This is a genomic window from Paracoccus aestuariivivens, from assembly GCF_009711225.1.
Classification (GTDB): Bacteria; Pseudomonadota; Alphaproteobacteria; order Rhodobacterales; family Rhodobacteraceae; genus Paracoccus; species Paracoccus aestuariivivens.
On record NZ_WMIE01000002.1, the window covers coordinates 186,075 to 207,010 of the forward strand.

Here is a 20,936-nt window from a genome sequence, read left to right on the forward strand (position 1 = left end):
GTATGGCACTTCTTACCATTCGCAATCTGACCGTCCGCTTCGCGACCTCGACCGGCAGCTTTACGGCGGTCGATGGGGTAGATGTCCGCGTCGACAAGGGCGAGGTTCTGGCGATTGTGGGCGAATCCGGCTCGGGGAAATCCGTGTCGATGCTGGCGGCGATGGGGCTTTTGCCCGACACCGCCGTGGTCACCGCCGATGAGATGACCTTTGACGGCAAGGACCTGCTGCGCATGTCCCCGAAAGAACGTCGCCAGATCATCGGTCGCGAGATCACCATGATCTTCCAGGAACCGATCGCCTCGCTGAACCCGTCCTTCACCACCGGCTACCAGATCGAGGAAGTCCTGCGCTACAATGCGGGTCTGTCCAAGAAAGCCGCCCGCGCCCGCGCGCTTGAGCTTTTCAAACAGGTCGGCATTCCCGATCCGGAAGAAAAGCTGAAAGCCTATCCGCATCAGATGTCGGGCGGGCAATGCCAGCGCGTGATGATCGCCATGGCAATTGCCACCAACCCGCGCCTCTTGATCGCGGACGAACCCACCACCGCGCTGGACGTGACCATCCAGAAGCAGATCCTTGATCTGCTGATGGAGCTTCAGGAAAAGACCGGCATGGGCCTGATCCTGATCACGCATGATATGGGCGTGGTCGCGGAAACCGCCGACCGGGTGCAGGTCCAGTACAAGGGCAAGAAGATGGAAGAGGCGGATGTGCTGTCGCTGTTCGAAGCGCCCAAGCACCCCTATACCCGCGCGCTGCTTTCGGCTTTGCCGGAAAATGCGACGGGCGACCGGCTGCCCACCGTGGCAAGCTTCCTTGAAGGCGAGGTGAAGTGATGTCTGTGGTCGTCGAAGGCAAGAACATCATCCGCGACTATCACATCCCCGGCGGCTTCATGCGTCCCGCAAGAACGGTGCGCGCGGTCAAGGGGATCAGCTTCTCGGTCGAGCTCGGCAAGACGCTGGCGATTGTCGGCGAATCCGGTTCGGGGAAATCGACCTTGGCGCGGATCATCGCGCTGATCGACCAATCCTCGGGCGGCGAACTGAAGATCGAGGGCAAGGCAATCGACATTGCCAAGCAAAAGCCCACGCGCGAGATGCGGTCCAAGGTGCAGATGGTGTTCCAGAACCCCTATGGATCGCTGAACCCGCGCCAGAAGATCGGCGATGTGTTGATGGAGCCGTTGCTTCTGAACACCGATATCCCCGCCGCCGAGCGTCGCCGCCGCGCCGAGGAAATGCTGGTCAAGGTTGGCCTGCCCGCCGAGCATTTCAACCGCTACCCGCATATGTTCTCGGGCGGGCAGCGCCAGCGGATCGCGATTGCACGGGCGTTGATGCTGAAGCCCACGCTGCTGGTGCTGGACGAGCCGGTCTCGGCGCTTGACCTATCGGTGCAGGCGCAGGTGCTGAACCTGCTGCGCGACCTGCAGGAAGAGTTCAATCTGGCCTATGTCTTTATCAGTCATGACCTGTCGGTTGTGCGCTATATCGCCGATGATGTGCTGGTGATGAACAAGGGCGAAGCGGTCGAGCAGGGCAGCCGCGAGGAACTTTTCGCCGCCCCCAAGCACCCCTATACCCGCGAGCTGTTCGCCGCGACCCCGATCACGGATATCGAGGCGATCCGCGAACGCGTCGCCCGCCGCAAGGCGATGCGCGCGGCAACCGCATAAACGAAAAGGCCCGGTTCGCACCGGGCCTTTTTCATTTCAGGTCATAATAGTCGTGGTGGTTTCCACGCCAATCGCGGATGCGATAGCTGCCCGGGCCGGTTTCCTCGACATGGCCACTGCCCAAAGGGGCCTTGCCATAGCCACCCGGCAGGTCCAGCACATAGGTCGGCAGCGCCGTCCCCGACAGCCGCCCGCGCAGTGCGGCCATGATCGCCTGACCCTCGGCAATCGTGGTGCGGAAATGGCTGGTCCCGCGCGCCAGATCGCAATGATGCAGGTAATAGGGTTTCACCCGGTTGCGCAGCAGCGCCCGGAACAGATCGGCCAGCGTGTCGGGATCGGCATTCACCCCCTTCAGCAGAACCGTCTGAGACAGCAGTGGGATGCCCGCGCCCGATAGACGCCGCAGGGCTGCGCAGGCGTCAGGGGTAAGTTCCTGCGCATGGTTGGTATGCAGCACGACCCAGACGGCTACGCGCTGGGTCTGCAGCGCCTCTAGCATGGCATCTTCGATGCGATGAGGCGCGACGACGGGGATGCGGGTGTGGAAGCGGACCAGTTCGACATGCAGGATCGCTTCCAGCCGCTGCATCAGCACCGCGATACGGCGCGCCGATAGCACCATCGGGTCGCCGCCGGTCAGGATGACCTCGTGGATCGCGGGGGTGCGGGCGATATAGTCCAGCGCGGCGGTCAGATCGGCGTCGGGCAGGGTGCCTTCCTCGCCCACGACCTCGCGGCGGAAGCAGAAGCGGCAATAGACCTCGCAGGTGCGGGTGATGTGGAGGATCACACGATCGGGATAGCGATGGGTCAGGCCGGGGGTGGGGCTATAGGCTTCGTCGCTGATCGGGTCGGCCAGTTCCTCGGGTCGGATGTTCAACTCGCGCGCATCGGGGACGAATTGCGCGGCGACCCCGTCGCCCGTCTCGCGGATAGCGGCATGCATCGAGGGTGTGATGCGGATACGGAACTCTTCCGCAACAGCCTGCAGGGAAATGGCCTCGTCGGGCGCGGCCAATCCTGCCCCGACAAGGGCCGATACGGTCGTCAGCGGGCGAGCGGGCTTGTTCACGGCAGACCTGAGATGGTTCGGAAAGCGCAGGCTTATGCGCGCATCCGGTCAAAAAGGCAATGGCTCTTCGTGAGTCAATGTATACATTGAGGGCCGAGCCGATGCTATTCTGAGGGAGGCTTCATCATGAGCAAAGACTTGTTCGATTTGTCGGGCCGTACGGCGCTGGTCACGGGCTCGTCCCGTGGACTGGGACGGGCAATGGCCGAAGGTTTGGCCAAAGCAGGCGCGCGCGTCATCCTGAACGGCGTGAATGTCGCGCGACTGGAAGAGGCCGCGACTGAAATGCGGGCGACCGGCCTTGATGTCGGGGCGATGGCTTTCGATGTCACCGACGAAGCCGCCGTCATCGCGGCGTTCCAGGCGCTCGACCAGTCGGGGCAGGACGTGGACATTCTGGTGAACAATGCGGGAATTCAGTTCCGCAGTCCTATGCTGGACCTTGCGACCGCGGACTGGCAGCGCGTGATTGATGCGAACCTGACCTCGGCCTTCGTCATCGGGCGCGAGGCCGCCAAACGCATGGCGGCACGGGGCTATGGCAAGGTCATAAATATCGGTTCGCTGACCTCGGAACTGGCTCGCGCGACGATCGCGCCCTACACGGTCGCCAAGGGCGGTATCAAGATGCTCACCAAGGCGATGGCAGCGGAATGGGGCGCGCTTGGCATTCAGTCCAATGCCATCGGTCCGGGCTATATGGTGACCGACATGAACGAGGCGCTGTTATCGAATCCCGAGTTTGACGCCTGGGTGAAGGGTCGCGTACCGATGCGCCGTTGGGGCCAACCCGAGGAACTGGCCGGCATCGCGATCTTTCTGGCGTCGAATGCGTCGAACTATGTCTCCGGCCAGATCATCTATGCCGATGGTGGCATGATTTCCGTGCTGTAGATTGTTTCGAGTGGCCGCAGCTAATGTAGCGGCCACTTTTCCTGACCGGACGTCGGCAATCGGCACTTGGGGTCCGGCCGCTATTTTGCCAGCAGCTTGTTCTTCACCAGACCGACAACAACCTGCAGAACCAGCCCGCCGACACCGCCGCCGACAAGCTGGCTTGCCAAAGCGCCGATATCCATGCCACCGGCCGCCGCAGCAGCACCCGAGCCCAGCAGCGAGCCAAGGATGTTGCCGCCCCCGATTCCTCCGATTGCGCCGGCAATGAGGTTGCCGATCGCTCCGAGGTCCGAGTCTTTGACGATCTTGGACCCTGCGGTGCCGCCTGCGGCTCCGCCGATGAGTTGAGCAATGATCGAGGCGATATCCATTGGTCTGTCCCTTCGTCTAATGATGAGAGATTCGCGAGATATTTCCTTGCTCAAAGCCTAATCCGTAACCTGCAAAGCTGGTAACGAAAAGTTTAGTGGTTCCTTGGAGATGGCAATCAGCCATGACCCGACCACAATGCATTGGCGAAACCTCGGGATGACGTTTGGCGCTAAGTATGGCGAGCGGTCATCGCGCGTGGCGGCAACCGCTTGATAGCTTGATGATGGCTCGAAACGCCACAGTTTGGTCTTTGGGGGGTTAGACCACCTGACTTTCGCCAAGTCTGAACTGACATCAAACTTTAAGGGGAAAGTGGTGCCCGGAGGCGGATTCGAACCACCGACACGCGGATTTTCAATCCGCTGCTCTACCAACTGAGCTATCCGGGCATCTCTGCGTTTCGCTCTCTAGCGTCTCGCTTTCGATAGGCGGCTAATTAGGCGACCCAACCGGCGGTGTCCAGAGCGAAAAAGCAGAAATTTCAATCTTCCTTCTCTTTCTCTGCGATCGGCTCGCCGGGGATGCGATAATCCCCGCGCAGCCAGTGCGCGAGGTCGATATCCGCACAGCGGCGCGAGCAGAAAGGGCGGTATTTTTCATCCGCCGGCTTGCCACAAATCGGACAGGCCATCAGTCGGCACCGCTCGAAGCCAGTCGGCTCAGCGGCAGGCGATCGCGTTTGCGGCTGATTTCGAACAGGCCCATCGCGGTCCAGCCGATCAGGACCGTTTCGGACGATTCGGTTCTGAATGCGGCGCGAAGGATCTGCTCCAGCGTGCCCCGGTCGCGTTTGGGCATGGGCGCGAAGTCGACGACGATCTGGCCGCCCAGTCCACGCAGGCGCAATTGTCGCGCAAGATCGCGTGCCAGCGCGATATTGGCCTTGAGGCCCGCCGCCGGCGAGTGATCCGAACCGGTATTCACGTCGATCGCGACAAGCGCGCGCAGCGGCTCGATTTCCGCCCAGGCGCCGCCGCCCAGTTCGACCCGCGTCGAGAGCAATGATTCGACCGCATCGGCCGCTCCGGTCGCGATAAACGAATCGGGTGCGTCTTCGATCGAATCGGGCGCAGGCTCGGCCCAATCGTGCCAGGCGGCCTCGGAAGGTTCGGGCGCGTCCAGCAGCAGTTCGGGTTGCCCGTCGCGGTCGGCCAGAACATTGCCCGCTAGCTCAAGCAGCTGGTTCAGCTCGTCGGCAATATCCTCAAGAGCGGCGATTTCCGCGACACTGCGGAAAACAAGACCCGGAGCATCGGTCATACCGTCAAGTGCGACCTCGCCCATTTGCGACAACGCGTTGCGCGCGTCCTCGTCGCGGATGCGGCGCGAGACGTTCACGCCCGGTGTTGCGGGGGTGACGATGACATAGCGGCCACGGAAGTTCAGGCGGGACGAAACCGGGATGGCCTTGCCATCCTCAGCGCTGCCGCTGATCTGGACCAGTAGCGATTGTCCTTCACGCAAGCCGCTGCGGTCGCGCAGATAGCCGCTTTCGCCATTCGGCAGGCGCAGAAAGACACCGCCCTGTCCCTTGACCAGACGGTCCACGCGCGCCCGACAGATCGCTCCGGGTATCAGCGGCGTCACATGGCCGGGATCAATGATAAGATCTTCAAGCTGGCCGTTCTGCATCAATGCGGCGGCGTCGCGGCCAAAGATCTGCCCAAGAACGATCTGACGTCCCTTCATTTCTGTGTTCCCCGAATTCCTGCATGAGCAAGCAATGTTGCGGTTTCGGCCAAAGGCAGACCGACAACGGCGGTGTAAGAGCCCTGAATCCATTGGACGAACGCTCCGGCGCGGCCTTGGATACCGTATCCCCCGGCTTTTCCCTGCCATTCCTGCGATTCGATGTAGTCCTCGATTTCGGCAGTTGTGAGGGGGCGCAGGCGGATCGTGGTTTCAACCAGCCGTTCATGCAAACGTCCGTCATGCGCCAGAGCAACCGCAGTCATCACGCGGTGGCGGCGACCGGAAAGCAGGCGCAGAAAGGCACTGGCCTCGTCGGCATCGGTCGGTTTGCCCAGAATGCGGCGTCCCGCCGTGACCGACGTATCGGCGCAAAGAATCGCGCCATCGGCACTGCCCCGAAGCGCAGTCGCCTTTTCGCGTGCCATGCGGCGGGTGTAGTCGCGGGCATCTTCATGACGGTGTGGCGTTTCGTCGATATCGGCAGGCAGGATCCGGTCGGGACGGATTCCGATCTGTGCCAACAGTTCAAGCCTGCGCGGGCTGGCCGAACCGAGGATCAGGGGTGGTCGGATGTCAAAAGCCCCGCTGGGCGTTGCGTCCGGGCGGGGGGTGTTCAGTTCGGTCATGTCAGTATGCCTTGCGGCTTGCCCTGCATCTGCGGCTGGGCCGCAGACGAGGCAGAGAGCTTACTTGAAGCGGTAATTGATCCGCCCTTTGGTCAGGTCATAGGTGTTCATTTCCACCTGGACCTTGTCACCGGCCAGAACTCGAATGCGGTTTTTGCGCATCTTGCCTGCCATATGCGCGATAATCTCATGGCCGTTCTCTAGCTCGACCCGGAATGTCGCGTTGGGCAGGAGTTCCTTTACGACGCCGGGAAATTCGAGCATTTCTTCCTTGGCCATGTCTTCTCCTGTAGGGAATACCCGCGGGTTCGGCGGGCGCATGCTACATGCGTCCGGACGCTCGGATTTTCAAGGGGAATCTGACGTTCTTGGCCGCGGAGAGGCGTTCTTATAGGTTCTTTTTGCCTGATTGGACATGGTTTCATGTGCCAGCGGAACGCGTCGCAGGCTGCGCGAGGTCGTCTTCGGTGCTTGACTGGCGAAATGGATCAGGCTGGTTCAGATCGCCTAGCGGGGGCGGAGGGTCCGGGTTCTGGGCGGTGTCGGGTACGGTAGACTCGGCAGGTTGCGCGAACGCAGGCCCTTCCGGGCTTGCCGAATCGATAGGCTGCAATTTGATCGCACGATAACCGTTCTTTTCACCCAGTCGCCCACGCGCGAGAAGCTGGCCCGAGGCCGTTTCGACTCGAACCTGATCGATGATGTCGTTTGGCATCGGCAGTAACGACCCCGGTTGCAGCGCACGGATTGCCTTGAGCGTCATGCTGCGCCGGTAAAGTACGCCGCAAAGGGCGATTGGTGTCTTGTGAACGGCCTCGGCAAGGGTTTTCGTGGGCGGAGGCGCGACGGGCTCCGGTTCGGGCGGCGAAAGCTGGGTAAGTTTCTGACGTGGCGATGGCTGAGGCTGTACCATGTCGCTAGGCAGACCGATCAGGATCTGTCCGTCGCGCTGTCCGCCGCTACCGATTCGAAAGCCGTAGGACAGGCGGATCATGTTGCCGTCCTCGAGCATCAGAGAAAGTGGGCGCGGGTCGTCCAGATAGGCGACGTAGCGGAAGTCGGCATAATTGGCAGTTTCGGATTGGCCGGAAAGTTCGCGACCCAGTTCTTCGAGCAATGCGTTGACGAATTCTGCCGAAATCACTGCGTCGGTCCGTGTCGGCCGTCGGATCTGGGCCGGACGTGACGTTACGCGGCCCAATGCCTGCATCTCGATCATCGAGGCCAGAAGATTCGGGCAAAGGGCGACAAACCCGATTCTGCCGCTGCGATCTTCGACAATTGCAAGCAAAGGTCGTTCCGGCAGGAATTCCGGCATTTCAGGCACGGACATGGTCGAAAAGCGGATCGTGCCCGAAAAAAGCGGCAGCCCATGTGTCCGCTCGGCGGCCCGTCCTAGCGCTATCGCCGCGGCGCGTTCACTGTCCTTTTCACTCAGTCGCTGGATTTCATTCTGTTCGGGGGCACGCATGGCCGCGCGCGCGGCGATCATGCCAAGCAGCACTGATCCGCTCGGCTTTTCCGGAGGATCGGCCTGTGTCTTGTCTGTGATGCCAGTCATTCCAAATCCGAATCATCTGCCCCGCTTTGAATTTGACAGGGATTGGTTGCGGAAGTGTTTACCCGTTGACGGCTTCGCGCAGATGGCGCGGACGGTAGGGCAGGTCCAGGCGAAAGGATGCACCTCCTTGCCCGGGCAAATAGGTGATTTCTCCATCAAGAAAGGTCATTATTTCGCGGCTGATCGCCAACCCCAGACCAGCGCCACCCGCCCGCGAGGCGTCGTTCAGGCGGGAAAACTTTTCAAAAATCAGCGATTCCTTTGCGGCGGGGATGCCTGAACCATTGTCCGAGATGTCGATCTCGACGCGGCCATCGGATTTGCGGCGGGTCTGGATGCGGATCTGCGGCGAAGGCGAATCGCAATATTTGCGCGCGTTGGCGATGACGTTGATCAGTACCTGCAACAGCCGGTCGGAATCGGTCATCAGCATGAGATGTTCGGACGGAGGATCGCGCAGAATGGAGAAATTCCGCCGCGCGGCAGTCGCTTGGGCCGAAGCAAGCGCCCGCTCGATCAGATCGTGCAGGTTCACGACCGAAAGCGAAAGGCGCGCGCGGCCCCCTTCAAGCACCGAAAGGTCAAGCAGATCGTCGATCAGACGCGTCAGCCGCCCGGTTTCCTCGTGGATGATTCCAGCAAAACGCAAGCGATCAGCGGCGGGCAGGTCGGGCTCGCGCAGGATTTCCGAGAACGCCCGGATCGAGGTCATCGGGGTGCGCAATTCATGGCTGATCTGGCTGAGGAATGCGTCTTTCTGCGAGGAAAGGGCCGTCAGTTTGTCGTTGGTTTCCTGAAGCATACGGGCTGTGCGTTCCAGTTCCTCTGTCGCATTCTCCAGCCTCGTGCGGTCGGCAAGGGTGCGGCTTGCCTCTCCGGCGACATCCATCAGATCCGATACCGTGATGCTGCCACGCCCCGCGACTTGTCCCATCAAGGCGACCGCGGTAGCCGCGCCGACCGTGCCAGCCATCTCGCGTTCGAAATCCGACAGGAATCTGGGTGTGAGATCGGGTAGATATCCCGATTTTCCCTGCTCGTTGCAGGCGGCTCGGAATATTTCCAAAGCGCGCTCGCTGCCCCAAAGTCTGCTCGAAAGGGTCAACAGCGATTCGGCGGGAACGGTGCTGCCCCGTTCGGTTGGCGTGCTGTCGGGTGCGATGGCATGGACGAATGACAGGGCCTGCATCCGCTCGACCGGGTTGGGAAAATCGAGCAGCGAGATCAGGATCAGCAGACTGACATTGGTTGCCAAAGCCAGCAGCACCGCGCCCGCGAACGGGTCGATCCCGACCGGTATGGCGGGCTGGGCGACAAGGCCGAGCGAGGGCAGGAAGATCATCCCGAACCAGATCAGCGAACCTGCAGAGATTCCGGCAACCGCGCCGCGCCTTGTCGCGCCTCTCCAGACCAGTCCGGCGACCAGTGCCGGTAGCACCTGCGCCATGCCCGAAAAGGCGACGATGCCCATCACCGCCAGCGCCGAAGTCCCTCCCGACATCTGATGGTAGGCCAAGCCCGCCGACATGATCAGCACGATGGCAAGGCGCCTTGCATTCAGCATCAATGCCTTGAGATCGTCGCGGGCTGCGCCGGGCAGGCGTCTGGCGCGGAAGCCGCCATGACGCAGCCAAAGCCAGAACGGAACGAGCCAGTGGTTTGCCATCATCGTCGATAGAGCGATGGCGCTGACCACAGCCATCGACATGGCCGATGAAAAGCCGCCGATAAAGACAAATCCAGCCAGCATGTCCTTGCCCTGAGACAGGGGTAGAGCAAGGACGAAAAGGTCGGGATTCGATCCGGCAGGCAACATGTCATGCCCCACGACGGCGATCGGCAAGACCAGAAATGACATGATGAACAGATAAAGCGGAAACGCCCAACCGGCCTGCCGCAATCGGTCGTCGTCATTCGCCTCGACGACCATGACGTGGAACATGCGCGGCAACACGACAATAGCCGAGGCCGACAGGCCGATCAGGACCACCCAACGCTCGGGTTCGATGAACCAGCCCGCACCTTCGGGCCGCTCGGCCATGCGGTTGATGCGGGCCAGCACGTCTGCGGGGCCATCGGCCATTCCCCATAACACGAACACTCCGACGGCGATAAAGGCCAGCAGCTTGACCACGGCCTCAAGGGCGATGGCCATGACAACGCCGTGGTGACGTTCATCCGCAGCAAGGTTTCGGGTGCCGAACAAAATGGTGAAAATCGCCAGCCCCAGCGCGGTCCAGAACGGGATATTGTTCGGCGGTCGGACATCGGTCGTGGCAAAGGCCGACAATGCCATCGAGACCGACTGCAATTGCAGCGCGATATAGGGTGTGGCGGCCGTGATCGCGATCAGCGTAACCAGCGCGGCCAATCCGGCCGATTTTCCGAAGCGGCTGGAGATCAGGTCCGCCACCGAGGTAATGCGGTGCATGCGCGCCACCCGCACCAGATGGCGAAGTCCCCACCATGCGCCCGCGAATACAATTCCCGGCCCCAGATAGATGGTCAGATATTCAAGGCCCGAGCGGCTGGCATAGCCCACCGCGCCGTAAAAGGTCCAAGCCGAGCAATAGACCGACAGTGACAGCGTGTAGATGATGGGCCGGTTCATCCATTGCCAGCGTCCGGCGGCGGCGGCGCGATCAGCCGCATGGGCCAGCACGAACATCGCCGCGACATAGAGAATCGCGGCGATGCCCAGCATTTCAGGAATCATCGTCGTCCTCCGCCGTGCTGCCGATCGCGCGATGCAGCAGGGCCGTCACAAGGATCGTGGCAAGCCAGCCAAAGCCCAGCCACAGCGCACCGGTGGCGAAGCTGAATTGCCGTGGCAGCCAGACCATCGGCAGCAGCACCACGACAGCCAGCACGACCGGAAGAATTCGCGTCGCGTCGATCATGCGGCGGCGGCGATATGCTTCTCGACCAAGGAAAAGGCGGCGAGTCGGCATCGTCAGGCGGGCCCCAGAATCGAGGGCTCGTGGCGGGCAGGGCAGGCGCTGCGCGGGCAGATCCGGCAGGCAGGGCCGACGGCCAGCGCCTCGCGCGGATCGTCTGGCGGGGCCGGAAGCAGCAGCATTTGCGCGCGGGTCAGCGGCGGGCCGTCAAACCCCATGGGCAAAAGCCGCTCGCTGACTGCCCAGGCCAGATAGCGCGCGCCGCTGGCCATTTCGACCAGTCGGGCCACCGGAAGCTGCGGCTGGGTCAGGGCCTCGAACAATGGCCAAAGCGCGCAGCCTTCGCCGGGTGGGGGCAGCCGGAAGCCAGGCGGGGCAAAGCGGAACAATGCCGCGCCCGAGCCGTCGCAGATGATCAGACCGGCCTGAGCCCAAATCCCCTTCCGCAGGACGCCAAGCCGCCGGAGGACCAGATCCAAAGGCTTGCCCAGCCGTCCGGCAAGCTGCGCCGGATCGGGCCGAGGCAGGCTTTGCACGGCTTGGGTCAATTCGTCGTCGGGTAACAATCGCCGGTCGCGCGATTGCGCATCGATCAGGTCCCAAGCCAACATGCGTGCGGCGTCCGAGGCCAGTTCGGGCGAATCGGCGGGGTCGGGCTGGCCCGCTGCGATCCAGCTTTCGACCTCTTCCTGCGGTGACATCGGGACGGCCTCGTCCTCGAACGTATCGAGATAGGCCACCAGCGATTGCGCCGTTCGCGACAGGCGCTGGCTGTCTCCGTCAAGATTGGCATGGAAGCGGTCGCGCCATTCCGGCTCGATCTCGGGCGTTTCCGCTAGAATCGAGGCGGTCGTCCGAACCGAGGTGACCGCCGACTGCACTTCATGCAGCGTCGCCAGCAGATAGGGGTCGCGGGTCATGCGGTCGGACAGCGAAACCAGCCGCCGTTCAAGCGCGTCGGCGCGATGGATAGCCAAGGCGAGTGCGCCCGCCCAGCCCGGAAAACGGGCGGCGAATTCCGCGATATGCTCGATCTCGACGGGCTGCTTTTGCGGCTGCATCCGGGCTGCGGCCTCGCGCAATCCGGCGATCAGGACTTCCTCGCGATCCGACGCCAATTCGGTCACGTCGATTTGCAAAGCCGATGCCAGCCGGTTCAGCAAAGCCTCGTTGACGGGGCGGCGGTTGTGTTCGATCAGGTTGAGATATGCAGCCGAGATGTCGGCGCGTTGTGCAACCTCGGTCTGACGCCAGCCTTGCGCCAGACGACGTTCGCGGATGCGCGTGCCGATCAGGGCGCGTTTGGCTGACGACCGGATCGAATTGCTCCGGCCCGAGGTTTGATTCTGCGGCCCTCGGTTCATGGGTCAGATACCGTCCTCGACCGATTGCAGATGGCGGATCGCTTTTACGACCAGATCGGCAAAGCTTGTCGCGCCCAACTTTTCTTTCAGTGTCTGGCTGACATTCGAGACTGTCTTGTAGCTGATCCCCACATGCTCGGCGATCTCTCGATAAGCCAGCCCCTCTGATATGGCGCGCAGGATGTCCATTTCGCGAGGTGTCAGGCGGGGACGCGCGAGGGTCGAGCCGGGGCGCTCCATCAAGGCGATCTTGCGGGCCAGATCCGAGGGAACATAGTCGCCGCCCTGCGCCACCTCGGCCAGGGCCTCGCAGATTTCATCCGACGGAGAATCTTTCATGATGATGCCGTTGCAGCCGGCTTGCAGCGCCCGCCGCGCAATGATCGGACTGCGATGCATCGTGAAAACCAAGAGTGGCTGTGTTGCGCCGCAAGCGCGCAACCGCTCGATCAGCCGAACGCCAGCCAGCTTCGCATCGCCCATGGTCAGATCGACCACGATCACATCGGGTGCTTCGTGTCGCCAGGCGCGAAACCCCTTTTGCGGACCCGAGGCCGCAATGACCTCGCAGTCGATCCGGCCTTTGGTGATGCGATCCCAACCTTCGGCGACGACCGGATGATCGTCGATGATCAGTACGCGCAATGGTCTGGCCGAGGATGCGGTGGCTGGCTGGGTCATGGGAAGTTCATCCTGAACTCGGTGATGGTGCGGCCGTCATGCCTTTCGGGCGGGTGCCAGTCGCCGCCAAGGGCAATCGCGCGGTCGCGCATCCCGCTTTGGCCAAGGCCCCGTCGGGAAGCCGGTGACGGGCCGTTGCCGTCATCGACGACCCGAGCCAGCAACGAGCCGCCCGCTCGCGCCAGCACAACCTCGATTTGTCCGGGCGCGGCGTGGCGCAACGCGTTCAGCACGCTTTCCCTAATGAAGCGGTAAATCGCGATGCGGCCAGCATCATCCGGTTCGGGCAGATCCGGCTCGGCTTGCAGCGTGAAGCTGGTATCCGGGGCAATGTCTTCGAATTCGATCAGCAATTCGTGGATCATGTCGGACAAGACCACACCTTCGGTCGGGCTGAGGCGCAGATCGTCGATGGCTGTGCGGGCGCTTTTGCGGATCGCATCCGAATGTCTGGCAATGGCGGCAAGGTTGTCTGCCAGATCGGGATCGGGATCGGCATCGTGACGTCGTGCCTGACCGACAGCGGCATGAAGGGCAAAAAGCTGCGGTCCGATCTCGTCATGCAGATCGGTCGCGATGCGGGCGCGCTCGGCCTCGGCCAAGGTCATCATCCGCGCCTGAAGATCGCGATTCTCGCGACGCTCGGCCGCAAGATGGTCGGCAAGCGCGTTGACGCCAGCACCCAGATCGTTCAGTTCGGTCAATCCTGTATGGGGCGCGCGATGACCAAGATCGCCTGCTTGCATGCGTCCCAGCGCATCGCCAATTTGGCGCAGGCGGCGCAGAACCAGTCCGGTGATCGTCATCGTAACGCCAATCGCCACCAGCGCGGTGATCAACAGAAGCGGCAACAATACACGCAGATCGCGCCAGACCTCGGCGATCTCGTCCGAAGCTTCGGTGCGGATCTCGAGCACGCCGAGCACGTTCGGATATTGGGTGATCGGTAGAAGGTGACTGCGCGGCTCGGGGCGTAGCATATCGGCGAACCAGTCCGGCGCATGGTCCGTGCCGGCCGGAGGTGGCGGAAGCTCGACCGTCTTGCCTTGGGCATCACGCAATCCGGCAGTGACGTGACGCTGTCCGCGGATGTCCGCCGCAATGCGGATTGCCTCGGACATCATGTCCTTGCGGTCAAAGGACGTCGGCAGGCGCAGGGTCGCTGCGGCAATGGCCAGACCGAATGCCGAGTCGGTCTCGTTTTTGACCGAGTCCCGCGCGTTCCAGATCACGACCGAGACCGTGATGGAGAATGTCGCGATCCAGGCCAATGCCGAACCGCCAAGCGCAATCGCGCTCAGTGGCAGGTTACGCTGACGCAAGGCGGTTCCCGCCTTACGCATCGCGCCGATCTGGCCCGTTGCGTCCATTCCCCCCCTCATTGCCGAGATCGGCAATCCCTCGACCAGAACAGTAGGGCCGGGGCGCGGATCGGGCAAGCTTCGCCTTACGCGCGAGCCGGTCAAACCGGATTTTGCGCGCTTTCGGGGACTTCCTTTCGGCCCAGAAGCCGACGAACGAGGACGAAGAACAGCGGCACGAACAGGATGCCCAGCACAGTTGCCGCGATTGTTCCGCCCAGCACGGTCGCTCCTATGGTGTTACGACCGTTCGCACCGGCCCCCGATGACAGAACCAGCGGCAACACGCCCAGCGAGAACGCGACCGAGGTCATCATGATAGGCCGGAAACGCTGGCGGGCCGCTTCGACGACGGCTTCGTATAGCGGCTTGCCGGATTCCTCGGCCTGTTCGCGTGCGAATTCGACAATCAAGATGGCGTTCTTGCCGGTCAGGCCGATCACGGTCAGCAAGCCGACCTGGAAGAACACACCATTGTCGAATCCGCCCAACCAAGCGCCGACAAGCGCGCCTAAAACCCCGATCGGCATGGCCAGCATGACCGCGAAGGGGATCGACCAGCTTTCGTAAAGCGCGGCAAGGCACAGGAACACCACCGCGAGTGACAGCGTGTAAAGCAGTGTCGTCTGGCTGCCGGATTCCTGTTCTTCCAGCGACAGGCCGGTCCATGCGATATCGAAACCGGTCGGCAGTTTGGTCCCCATCTCGGACAGCGCGGCCATTGCCTCGCCGCTTGATACCCCGGGCACAGGTCCGCCCTGGATCTGCATCGCGGGCACGCCGTTGTAGCGGGTCAGGCCCTGTGGTCCATACGTCCAGTTGCCCTCGGCGAAGTTCGAGAACGGTACCAGACCGCCCGAGCTATTCCTGACGCGCCATTTGTCGATATCGGTCGGCACCGAACGTGAATCGGATTCGCCCTGAACATAGACCCGCTTGATCCGGCCACGGTCGATGAAGTCATTGACGTAGTTTCCGGCCCACGCGATCGACAGCAGTCCTCCGACATCAGTGGCCGAAACCCCCATCGCCCCCGCCTTGCGCCAGTCGATGTCCAGATTGTACTGGGCCGCGTCCTCGAGCCCGTTCGGGCGGGCCGAGGCGATGCGCGGGTCTTGCCCCGCCATTCCAAGCATCTGGTTACGCGCGTTCAGCAATTGTTCATGCGTCTGTCCGGCGCGGGCTTGCAGGTAGAAGTCGAAGCCCGAAACGTTCCCCAATTCGATGACCGAGGGCGGCACGATGGGGAAGACCATCGCATCGCGGATCTGGCTGAGTGCAGGGAAGGCGCGACCTGCGATTGCCTGCACCGATTGCGCGGGGCCGGGACGTTCCTTCCAGTCTTTGAGCCGGACGAAAGCGATCCCCATGTTCTGACCGGCTCCGGCGAAGCTGAAGCCCGAGACGCCGAACATGGAATCCACATTCTCGGCCTCGACGGTCGAGAAATACTGCTGGATCTGGCCAAGTACGGCTTCGGTCCGTTCGGTGGTCGCGCCGGTCGGTCCCTGCACCAGCACGAACATGATGCCCTGATCCTCGTCGGGCAGGAAACCGGTCGGTGTGCGCAGGAACAGGAAGATCATCGCCGCGCCGATGGCGGCATAGATCAGCAGCATCCGCAGTGGGCGACGGATGATCCAGTTGACCCATTTCCCGTAGCCGGAAGTGGTGGCGTCGAAACCGCGGTTGAACAGTCCGAATATGCCACGGGTCTTGTGGCTGTGTTCGTTGCGCAGCAGCGTCGCGCATAGCGCCGGAGTCAGGGTCAGCGCCACGACTACCGACAGCCCCATGGCCGATGCGATGGTGATGGCGAATTGCTTGTAGATGACGCCGGTCGAACCGCCGAAAAACGCCATCGGCACGAAAACCGCCGACAGGACCAGAGCGATCCCGACCAGTGCGCCCGTGATCTGGCCCATGGACTTGCGGGTCGCCTCATGCGGCTCGATGTCCTCCTCCTCCATGATCCGTTCGACGTTCTCGACAACGACGATGGCGTCGTCGACGAGCAGGCCGATCGCAAGGACAAGGGCCAGCATGGTGAGGGTGTTGATGGTGAAGCCAAGCGCCGCGAGGATGCCGAATGTGCCAAGGATGACGACCGGAACCGCCAGAGTAGGGATCAGTGTCGCGCGCCAGTTCTGCAGGAACAGCAGCATGACGAAGAACACCAGAATGATGGCCTCGACCAGCGTCTTGACCACTTCCTCGATCGAGATCAGCACGAAGGGGGTGGTGTCATAGGGGATGACATAGCTGACGCCTTCGGGGAAAAAGCGCGCGAACTCGGCCATACGGGATTTGATCCGGTCGGCCGTATCAAGCGCGTTGGCCCCCGAGGCGAGGCTGATCGCGATACCTGCGGCGGGCTTGCCGTTGTATTTGGCGGCCGTCGCATAGGATTCCGCGCCGATCTCGACCCGCGCGACGTCCTTCAGCAGGATCAAACCGCCATCGGATTCGGCGCGCAGGACGATCTGCTCGAAATCCTCGGGCGAGGTCAGCAGCGATTGCGCGGTGATCGTCGCGTTCAGCATCTGCCCTTTCGGGGCGGGCTGGGTTCCGAATGCCCCCGCCGAGATCTGCGCGTTTTCCGCCGAAACCGAAGCGACGACATCGCTGGGCGTCAGTTCGAACGCGGCCAGTTTCGAAGGGTCCAGCCAGATCCGCATCGCATATTGCGCGCCGAATACCTGCACCGAGCCGACGCCTTCGACGCGGCTGAGGTCATTCACGAGGTTCGAGATCATATAGTCGGACAGATCGACCTCTTCGAGGCTGCCATCATCCGAGATCAGACCGATCACCATCAGGAAGCTGGACGAGGTCTTCTCGACCGACACGCCCTGTCTTTGCACGGCTTCGGGCAGCAGCGAGGTGGCCTGCGCCAGCTTGTTCTGGACCTGAACCTGCGCGATATCGGCATCGGTTCCCGTCTCGAAGGTCAGGGTCGTGGTCGAAGATCCCGCCGAGGTCGAACTGGACTTGAAGTATCGCAACCCGTCAAGGCCGGTCATCTGCTGCTCGATCACCTGCGTGACCGTGTTCGCGACCGTCTCGGCCGAAGCGCCCGGATAGGTCGCCTGAATTTCGACCGTGGGCGGTGCGATCTGGGGATATTGCGCCACGGGCAGGTTGTAGACCGACAGCACCCCCAGACCCATGATCAGGATCGAGATCACCCAGGCAAAAACCGGACGGTCGATAAAAAAGCGCGCCATAACGGGTTCCTGTTCCTCTATCCTCGGGGGTTCAGCCGTCCGAGGGGGTCTTGTCCTTGGGGTCGCCTTGCGCAGGCGCAGCGTCGCTTCCGGCGGCTTCTTCGGCTTTGGCAGGCGCTGCTGCACCTTCCGGCGCGGTGGCCTGACGTTCTTCCGGATTCACCGGCATGCCGGGGCCTATGCGCTGCACGCCCTCGACAATCAGGCGGTCACCGTCGTTTAGCCCTTCGCTTACGACCCAATTATTGCCCATGTCCTGCAGGATGGTCAGTTCGCGCTGCTCGACCTGATTTTCGGCGTTGACCACAAGCGCGATCGGCTGGCCACGGCGGTCGCGGGCGACGCCCTCTTGCGGTGCAAGGATGACGTTTTGCGCTTTTGCCTGCTGGACGACGGCTTGGACATACATCCCGGGCAGAAGGATGTGGTCGGGATTGGCAAAGGCCAGACGCAGGGTGATGACGCCGGTCGTTTCGTTCACATAGGGTTCGGCGGCAGTCAGGGTGCCGGTTTCGGTATAGTCCGAGCCATCGGCAAGGCGCAGCATCACGGTGCGGTCGGGTTGCTGGTCGGCGGCTTTGGTCGCCACTTCGCGGCGCCAGCGGATCACCTCGGCAGCGGATTGCGTCACGTCAACATGGACGGGATCGAGGGTGCGGATCACGGCCAGCGGATTGGCTTGCGAGGCGGTAACCAGAGCGCCTTGGCTGGTTTGCGCAAGGCCTATCTCTCCATCCAGCTCGGCGCGGATGGTTGTGCGGTCAAGTTCGATATTGGCGGTCCGCAGCAGTGCTTCGGCCACCTCCACGGCCGCATCGGCAGCGTCCCGCGCGGCAATGGCGCTTTCGCTGGTGCTTTCGCTGGCCACGCGGCGGTCGCGCAGGGTCGCGACACGATCGGCTTCGCTGCGGGCGTTCAGTGCCTGAGCGCGGGCTTGCGCCACGGCGGCCTCGGCTTGGGCGACGGCAGCTTCATAGGTGGTCTTGTCGATGCGGAACAGCGGATCGCCTACCTTGACGCGTCTACCTTCGTCGAAAAGCCGTTCGGCGACAATGCCGTTGACCTGCGGCCGGACCTCGGCCTCGGCCGATGCGGTGACACGACCGGGCAGGGTGGTTGTCAGTGTCACATCCTGCGAATGCAGCGTAACGACGGTGACTGTCGGAGGCGGCGCGTTGCCCGGCGGTTGCTGCGCGGCCGCCAACGAGGGAAACAGCCCCGCCGCGAGCGGCAGGAAGACGGAAAGGGCTATCCCGCGCTTGAGCGCTGACATGTTCTTGCTCCGGGGCTTGTGCTGACCTTAGTGGTAATAACGATTGTTTGATGGCGATGATCAATCCCAAATTGCAGGATGCGGGCCGAGTCCTGTCATGTCCACGTCCGAAATGTGACCAACTTGCCACCTGCTTGGCACCCGTGCCGTCAGGTGGGCAACCGCGATCAGGGCCGATGGCGAGCCGCCGCGAATTGGGGTTGCAGGAGGGATCGGGCAGATGGTATCGGATGCAGCGACGCGGGTGTAGCTCAATGGTAGAGCCGCAGCTTCCCAAGCTGATGACGAGGGTTCGATTCCCTTCACCCGCTCCAGATTCTCCGATTTTCCCAGTGGCCCGTGCAGGCAAAAGCCGAGGCAATCCGCTGCCGTCTGCACGGCGGTTGGCCGAGCTAGGCTTCGGGCAGCACGCCGAGCCACGCCTCGGACAAACAGTCACCCGGTTAGCAGTCGAGCTATAGTTTGCGCTTCCAGATCAGCGCAGACCCATTTCGGCCAGTGCGCGGGCGATTTCGGGCGGCAGGCTGGGTTCCTCGGCGCGATCCGACGGTAGATCCGGCGGGGCGTCCGTGGCACTCAGATAGCGCCAACCCTGAAACGGTCGGCGCGGTACGGCTGCGGTGCGGACAAGGCCGGGATCAAGGATCAGCGTGCAACGGCGGATGCCATCCTCGCCTTCGGCCTCGTCAAGGCGCAGGATACGCTGGCGGGCTTGCATGACCCCTTTGAACACCCAGTAGATCGAGCCGCCATCCAGCAGTTCGGCCTCGCGCTTGGGCCACATGCGGGTCACGTGCTGGGCAGGTTTGCCCTGCCAGCGGTGGCGCTGCCATTCGTCGAGTTCTGCCGGACTGTCGCATCCGACGCATAGCTTGATCAGGTGAAGGGTCTTGCTCATGCCTGAGATATATCCCCCACGCGGGAATGTGCAACGTCGCGACCTTGCGCCCTGTGGATAACAAGCGTAGGCCCGCCCGTATTCTTGCAAATAGAGGGGAACATGTCCGAACAGGTCGCACCGTCTGAACCAAGGCAGTCCCAGTTTGAATTCATCGCGATGTTGGCGCTTGTTTTGGCGGTCATCGCGTTTTCCATCGATTCGATGTTGCCGGCGCTGCCCGAGATTGCACAGGCCCTAAGTCCGGATAACGTCAATCGCGCCCAGTTGGTCCTGACCGCCTTCGTGGGTGGCATGGGAGTTGGGGTCTTTGTCGCCGGTCCGCTTTCCGACGCCTATGGGCGCAAGCCGATCATCACGCTGGGTTTTGCGATCTATGCGCTGGCCTCTTTGGTCGCGATTTTTGCCAATTCGCTAGAGATGCTGCTGATATCGCGATTCGTGCAGGGGCTTGGCGCAGCCGGGCCGCGGATCGTGTCACAGGCGCTTGTGCGCGACCTGTATCAGGGCCGCGAAATGGCGCGGATCACCAGCTTTGTCATGATGATCTTTATTCTTGTCCCTGCAATCGCGCCTTCACTTGGGGCCGTCGTCATCCATTTCGTGGGCTGGCACGGGATCTTCGGGTCTTTCATCCTGCTCGCGCTGGTCGGCTCACTGTGGCTGAACCTGCGGCAAGCCGAGACGCTGCCGCCCGCACGCCGCCGCCCGCTGAATATCTCGAACCTAGCCGCTTCGGCGCGCGAAGTGATGGGGAACAGGCAGGTGCAACTGGTCACGATCGTCATGACGCTGGGCTTTGGCCAGATGTTCGCGCTGCTCAGTTCGGCACAGCAGCTGTTTTCCGAGGCATATCACAAAGGCGCGCAATTCCCGATGTGGTTCGCGGCAATGGCGCTGTTGTCGGGCATCGGGACGGTGCTGAATGCGCGCTACGTCGTGCGTCTGGGAATGCGTCGGATCGTGACGGCGGCCTATGCGATGCAGGTCGTCGTCTCGTTGGTCATGACGGTGCTGGTGATGGGTGGTCTATTGCCCGAGGCATTGCGCTTTCCGGCCTTCTTCATCTGGGCCGTCAGCGTATTCTTCATGGCCGGCGTGACCTTTGGCAATCTGAATGCCATGGCGTTGCAGCGCATGGGCCATGTCGCGGGAATGGCTGCGTCGGTCATCGCGGCGGTTTCGACCATTGGGGCCGTGATGATCGCCGCGCCGATCGGGTTGCTGTACGACGGGACCGCTCAACCGATCATTCTGGCGACGCTGATCTGTTCGGCTTTGGCCCTGCTGCTGATGCGACGGATTGAAGAGGTCTAGGGATCGGGGCGCTT

General features: G+C 62.4%; 19 protein-coding genes and 2 tRNA genes. 5 read left to right on the forward strand and 16 right to left on the reverse strand.

The window, feature by feature from the left end; genetic code table 11:
- The first annotated feature begins 2 nt into the window (after positions 1 to 2).
- Both GL286_RS06380 and GL286_RS06385 read left to right on the forward strand, forming a co-directional pair.
- Positions 3 to 839 (forward strand): ABC transporter ATP-binding protein, encoded by an 837-nt coding sequence (locus tag GL286_RS06380; RefSeq protein WP_155094723.1) that lies wholly within the window; start codon positions 3 to 5, stop codon positions 837 to 839.
- A complete protein-coding gene (locus GL286_RS06385; RefSeq protein ID WP_155094724.1) occupies positions 839 to 1,681 on the forward strand; it encodes an ATP-binding cassette domain-containing protein in 843 nt (280 codons plus the stop codon). Before GL286_RS06380 ends, GL286_RS06385 begins: the two co-directional genes overlap by 1 nt.
- Positions 1,682 to 1,712: 31 nt before the next feature.
- Here the strand turns inward: GL286_RS06385 and GL286_RS06390 are convergent, their stop codons facing one another.
- Positions 1,713 to 2,756: a lysine-2,3-aminomutase-like protein gene (locus GL286_RS06390; RefSeq protein WP_170295072.1), complete on the reverse strand. Its 1,044-nt coding sequence runs from the start codon at positions 2,754 to 2,756 to the stop codon at positions 1,713 to 1,715.
- Positions 2,757 to 2,882: 126 nt separating this feature from the next.
- Between GL286_RS06390 and GL286_RS06395 the strand changes: the two genes are divergently transcribed.
- A complete protein-coding gene (locus GL286_RS06395) occupies positions 2,883 to 3,650 on the forward strand; it encodes an SDR family oxidoreductase (protein ID WP_155094725.1) in 768 nt (255 codons plus the stop codon).
- Positions 3,651 to 3,730: 80 nt separating this feature from the next.
- On the opposite strand, the gene GL286_RS06400 is transcribed toward GL286_RS06395, so the two are convergent.
- The 14 genes from GL286_RS06400 to GL286_RS06465 form a co-directional block, all read right to left on the reverse strand.
- On the reverse strand, positions 3,731 to 4,024 hold the full coding sequence (locus tag GL286_RS06400) for a hypothetical protein (protein ID WP_155094726.1): 294 nt from the start codon (positions 4,022 to 4,024) through the stop codon (positions 3,731 to 3,733).
- 314 nt (positions 4,025 to 4,338) lie between these two features.
- Positions 4,339 to 4,414: transfer RNA gene (locus GL286_RS06405), tRNA-Phe, on the reverse strand.
- A 92-nt stretch (positions 4,415 to 4,506) separates the two neighbouring features.
- The gene (locus GL286_RS06410; RefSeq protein WP_155094727.1) at positions 4,507 to 4,656 is read right to left on the reverse strand and encodes a DNA gyrase inhibitor YacG; all 150 of its coding nucleotides are present in this window, start codon (positions 4,654 to 4,656) and stop codon (positions 4,507 to 4,509) included.
- Positions 4,656 to 5,714: a ribonuclease E/G gene (locus tag GL286_RS06415; protein ID WP_155094728.1), complete on the reverse strand. Its 1,059-nt coding sequence runs from the start codon at positions 5,712 to 5,714 to the stop codon at positions 4,656 to 4,658. The genes GL286_RS06410 and GL286_RS06415 overlap by 1 nt, the downstream gene beginning before the upstream one ends.
- On the reverse strand, positions 5,711 to 6,343 hold the full coding sequence (locus GL286_RS06420; protein WP_155094729.1) for a Maf family protein: 633 nt from the start codon (positions 6,341 to 6,343) through the stop codon (positions 5,711 to 5,713). Before GL286_RS06420 ends, GL286_RS06415 begins: the two co-directional genes overlap by 4 nt.
- Positions 6,344 to 6,403: 60 nt before the next feature.
- Positions 6,404 to 6,622, reverse strand: a complete 219-nt coding sequence (gene infA, locus GL286_RS06425; protein ID WP_010397442.1) for a translation initiation factor IF-1 — start codon at positions 6,620 to 6,622, stop codon at positions 6,404 to 6,406.
- Between the two features lie 142 nt (positions 6,623 to 6,764).
- The gene (locus tag GL286_RS06430; RefSeq protein WP_155094730.1) at positions 6,765 to 7,904 is read right to left on the reverse strand and encodes a FliM/FliN family flagellar motor switch protein; all 1,140 of its coding nucleotides are present in this window, start codon (positions 7,902 to 7,904) and stop codon (positions 6,765 to 6,767) included.
- Between the two features lie 58 nt (positions 7,905 to 7,962).
- Positions 7,963 to 10,620: an ATP-binding protein gene (locus GL286_RS06435; protein WP_155094731.1), complete on the reverse strand. Its 2,658-nt coding sequence runs from the start codon at positions 10,618 to 10,620 to the stop codon at positions 7,963 to 7,965.
- A complete protein-coding gene (locus tag GL286_RS06440) occupies positions 10,610 to 10,855 on the reverse strand; it encodes a hypothetical protein (RefSeq protein WP_155094732.1) in 246 nt (81 codons plus the stop codon). Before GL286_RS06440 ends, GL286_RS06435 begins: the two co-directional genes overlap by 11 nt.
- A gap of 2 nt (positions 10,856 to 10,857) precedes the next feature.
- Entirely contained in the window at positions 10,858 to 12,165 is a 1,308-nt protein-coding gene (locus GL286_RS06445; RefSeq protein ID WP_155094733.1) for an XRE family transcriptional regulator, read from the reverse strand.
- Positions 12,166 to 12,168: 3 nt separating this feature from the next.
- Complete coding sequence (locus tag GL286_RS06450) at positions 12,169 to 12,846, reverse strand: response regulator transcription factor (protein WP_155094734.1); 678 nt, start codon at positions 12,844 to 12,846, stop codon at positions 12,169 to 12,171.
- Positions 12,843 to 14,216, reverse strand: coding sequence for a LapD/MoxY N-terminal periplasmic domain-containing protein (locus GL286_RS06455; RefSeq protein ID WP_155094915.1), 1,374 nt, complete (start codon positions 14,214 to 14,216; stop codon positions 12,843 to 12,845). Before GL286_RS06455 ends, GL286_RS06450 begins: the two co-directional genes overlap by 4 nt.
- Before the next feature lie 92 nt (positions 14,217 to 14,308).
- Positions 14,309 to 17,434 (reverse strand): efflux RND transporter permease subunit, encoded by a 3,126-nt coding sequence (locus GL286_RS06460; RefSeq protein WP_155094735.1) that lies wholly within the window; start codon positions 17,432 to 17,434, stop codon positions 14,309 to 14,311.
- 31 nt (positions 17,435 to 17,465) lie between these two features.
- On the reverse strand, positions 17,466 to 18,707 hold the full coding sequence (locus GL286_RS06465; protein WP_155094736.1) for an efflux RND transporter periplasmic adaptor subunit: 1,242 nt from the start codon (positions 18,705 to 18,707) through the stop codon (positions 17,466 to 17,468).
- Positions 18,708 to 18,947: 240 nt separating this feature from the next.
- On the opposite strand from GL286_RS06465, the gene GL286_RS06470 reads away from it, so the two are divergent.
- Positions 18,948 to 19,021 (forward strand) — tRNA-Gly (locus GL286_RS06470).
- Positions 19,022 to 19,182: 161 nt separating this feature from the next.
- Here GL286_RS06470 and GL286_RS06475 read toward each other — a convergent pair.
- On the reverse strand, positions 19,183 to 19,605 hold the full coding sequence (locus GL286_RS06475; RefSeq protein ID WP_155094737.1) for a DUF1489 family protein: 423 nt from the start codon (positions 19,603 to 19,605) through the stop codon (positions 19,183 to 19,185).
- Between the two features lie 102 nt (positions 19,606 to 19,707).
- Between GL286_RS06475 and GL286_RS06480 the strand changes: the two genes are divergently transcribed.
- Positions 19,708 to 20,922, forward strand: a complete 1,215-nt coding sequence (locus GL286_RS06480) for a multidrug effflux MFS transporter (protein WP_155094738.1) — start codon at positions 19,708 to 19,710, stop codon at positions 20,920 to 20,922.
- Positions 20,923 to 20,936 lie beyond the last annotated feature (14 nt).

Bases quoted from the DNA above. Each gene is read 5' to 3' on its own strand.
- GL286_RS06380 (WP_155094723.1), top strand. From the start codon at position 3: ATGGCACTTCTTACCATTCGCAATCTGACCGTCCGCTTCGCGACCTCG.
- GL286_RS06385 (WP_155094724.1), top strand. From the start codon at position 839: ATGTCTGTGGTCGTCGAAGGCAAGAACATCATCCGCGACTATCACATC.
- GL286_RS06395 (WP_155094725.1), top strand. From the start codon at position 2,883: ATGAGCAAAGACTTGTTCGATTTGTCGGGCCGTACGGCGCTGGTCACG.
- GL286_RS06400 (WP_155094726.1), bottom strand. From the start codon at position 4,024: ATGGATATCGCCTCGATCATTGCTCAACTCATCGGCGGAGCCGCAGGC.
- GL286_RS06410 (WP_155094727.1), bottom strand. From the start codon at position 4,656: ATGGCCTGTCCGATTTGTGGCAAGCCGGCGGATGAAAAATACCGCCCT.
- GL286_RS06415 (WP_155094728.1), bottom strand. From the start codon at position 5,714: ATGAAGGGACGTCAGATCGTTCTTGGGCAGATCTTTGGCCGCGACGCC.
- GL286_RS06420 (WP_155094729.1), bottom strand. From the start codon at position 6,343: ATGACCGAACTGAACACCCCCCGCCCGGACGCAACGCCCAGCGGGGCT.
- infA (WP_010397442.1), bottom strand. From the start codon at position 6,622: ATGGCCAAGGAAGAAATGCTCGAATTTCCCGGCGTCGTAAAGGAACTC.
- GL286_RS06430 (WP_155094730.1), bottom strand. From the start codon at position 7,904: ATGACTGGCATCACAGACAAGACACAGGCCGATCCTCCGGAAAAGCCG.
- GL286_RS06435 (WP_155094731.1), bottom strand. From the start codon at position 10,620: ATGATTCCTGAAATGCTGGGCATCGCCGCGATTCTCTATGTCGCGGCG.
- GL286_RS06440 (WP_155094732.1), bottom strand. From the start codon at position 10,855: ATGCCGACTCGCCGCCTTTTCCTTGGTCGAGAAGCATATCGCCGCCGC.
- GL286_RS06445 (WP_155094733.1), bottom strand. From the start codon at position 12,165: ATGAACCGAGGGCCGCAGAATCAAACCTCGGGCCGGAGCAATTCGATC.
- GL286_RS06450 (WP_155094734.1), bottom strand. From the start codon at position 12,846: ATGACCCAGCCAGCCACCGCATCCTCGGCCAGACCATTGCGCGTACTG.
- GL286_RS06455 (WP_155094915.1), bottom strand. From the start codon at position 14,216: ATGGACGCAACGGGCCAGATCGGCGCGATGCGTAAGGCGGGAACCGCC.
- GL286_RS06460 (WP_155094735.1), bottom strand. From the start codon at position 17,434: ATGGCGCGCTTTTTTATCGACCGTCCGGTTTTTGCCTGGGTGATCTCG.
- GL286_RS06465 (WP_155094736.1), bottom strand. From the start codon at position 18,707: ATGTCAGCGCTCAAGCGCGGGATAGCCCTTTCCGTCTTCCTGCCGCTC.
- GL286_RS06475 (WP_155094737.1), bottom strand. From the start codon at position 19,605: ATGAGCAAGACCCTTCACCTGATCAAGCTATGCGTCGGATGCGACAGT.
- GL286_RS06480 (WP_155094738.1), top strand. From the start codon at position 19,708: ATGTCCGAACAGGTCGCACCGTCTGAACCAAGGCAGTCCCAGTTTGAA.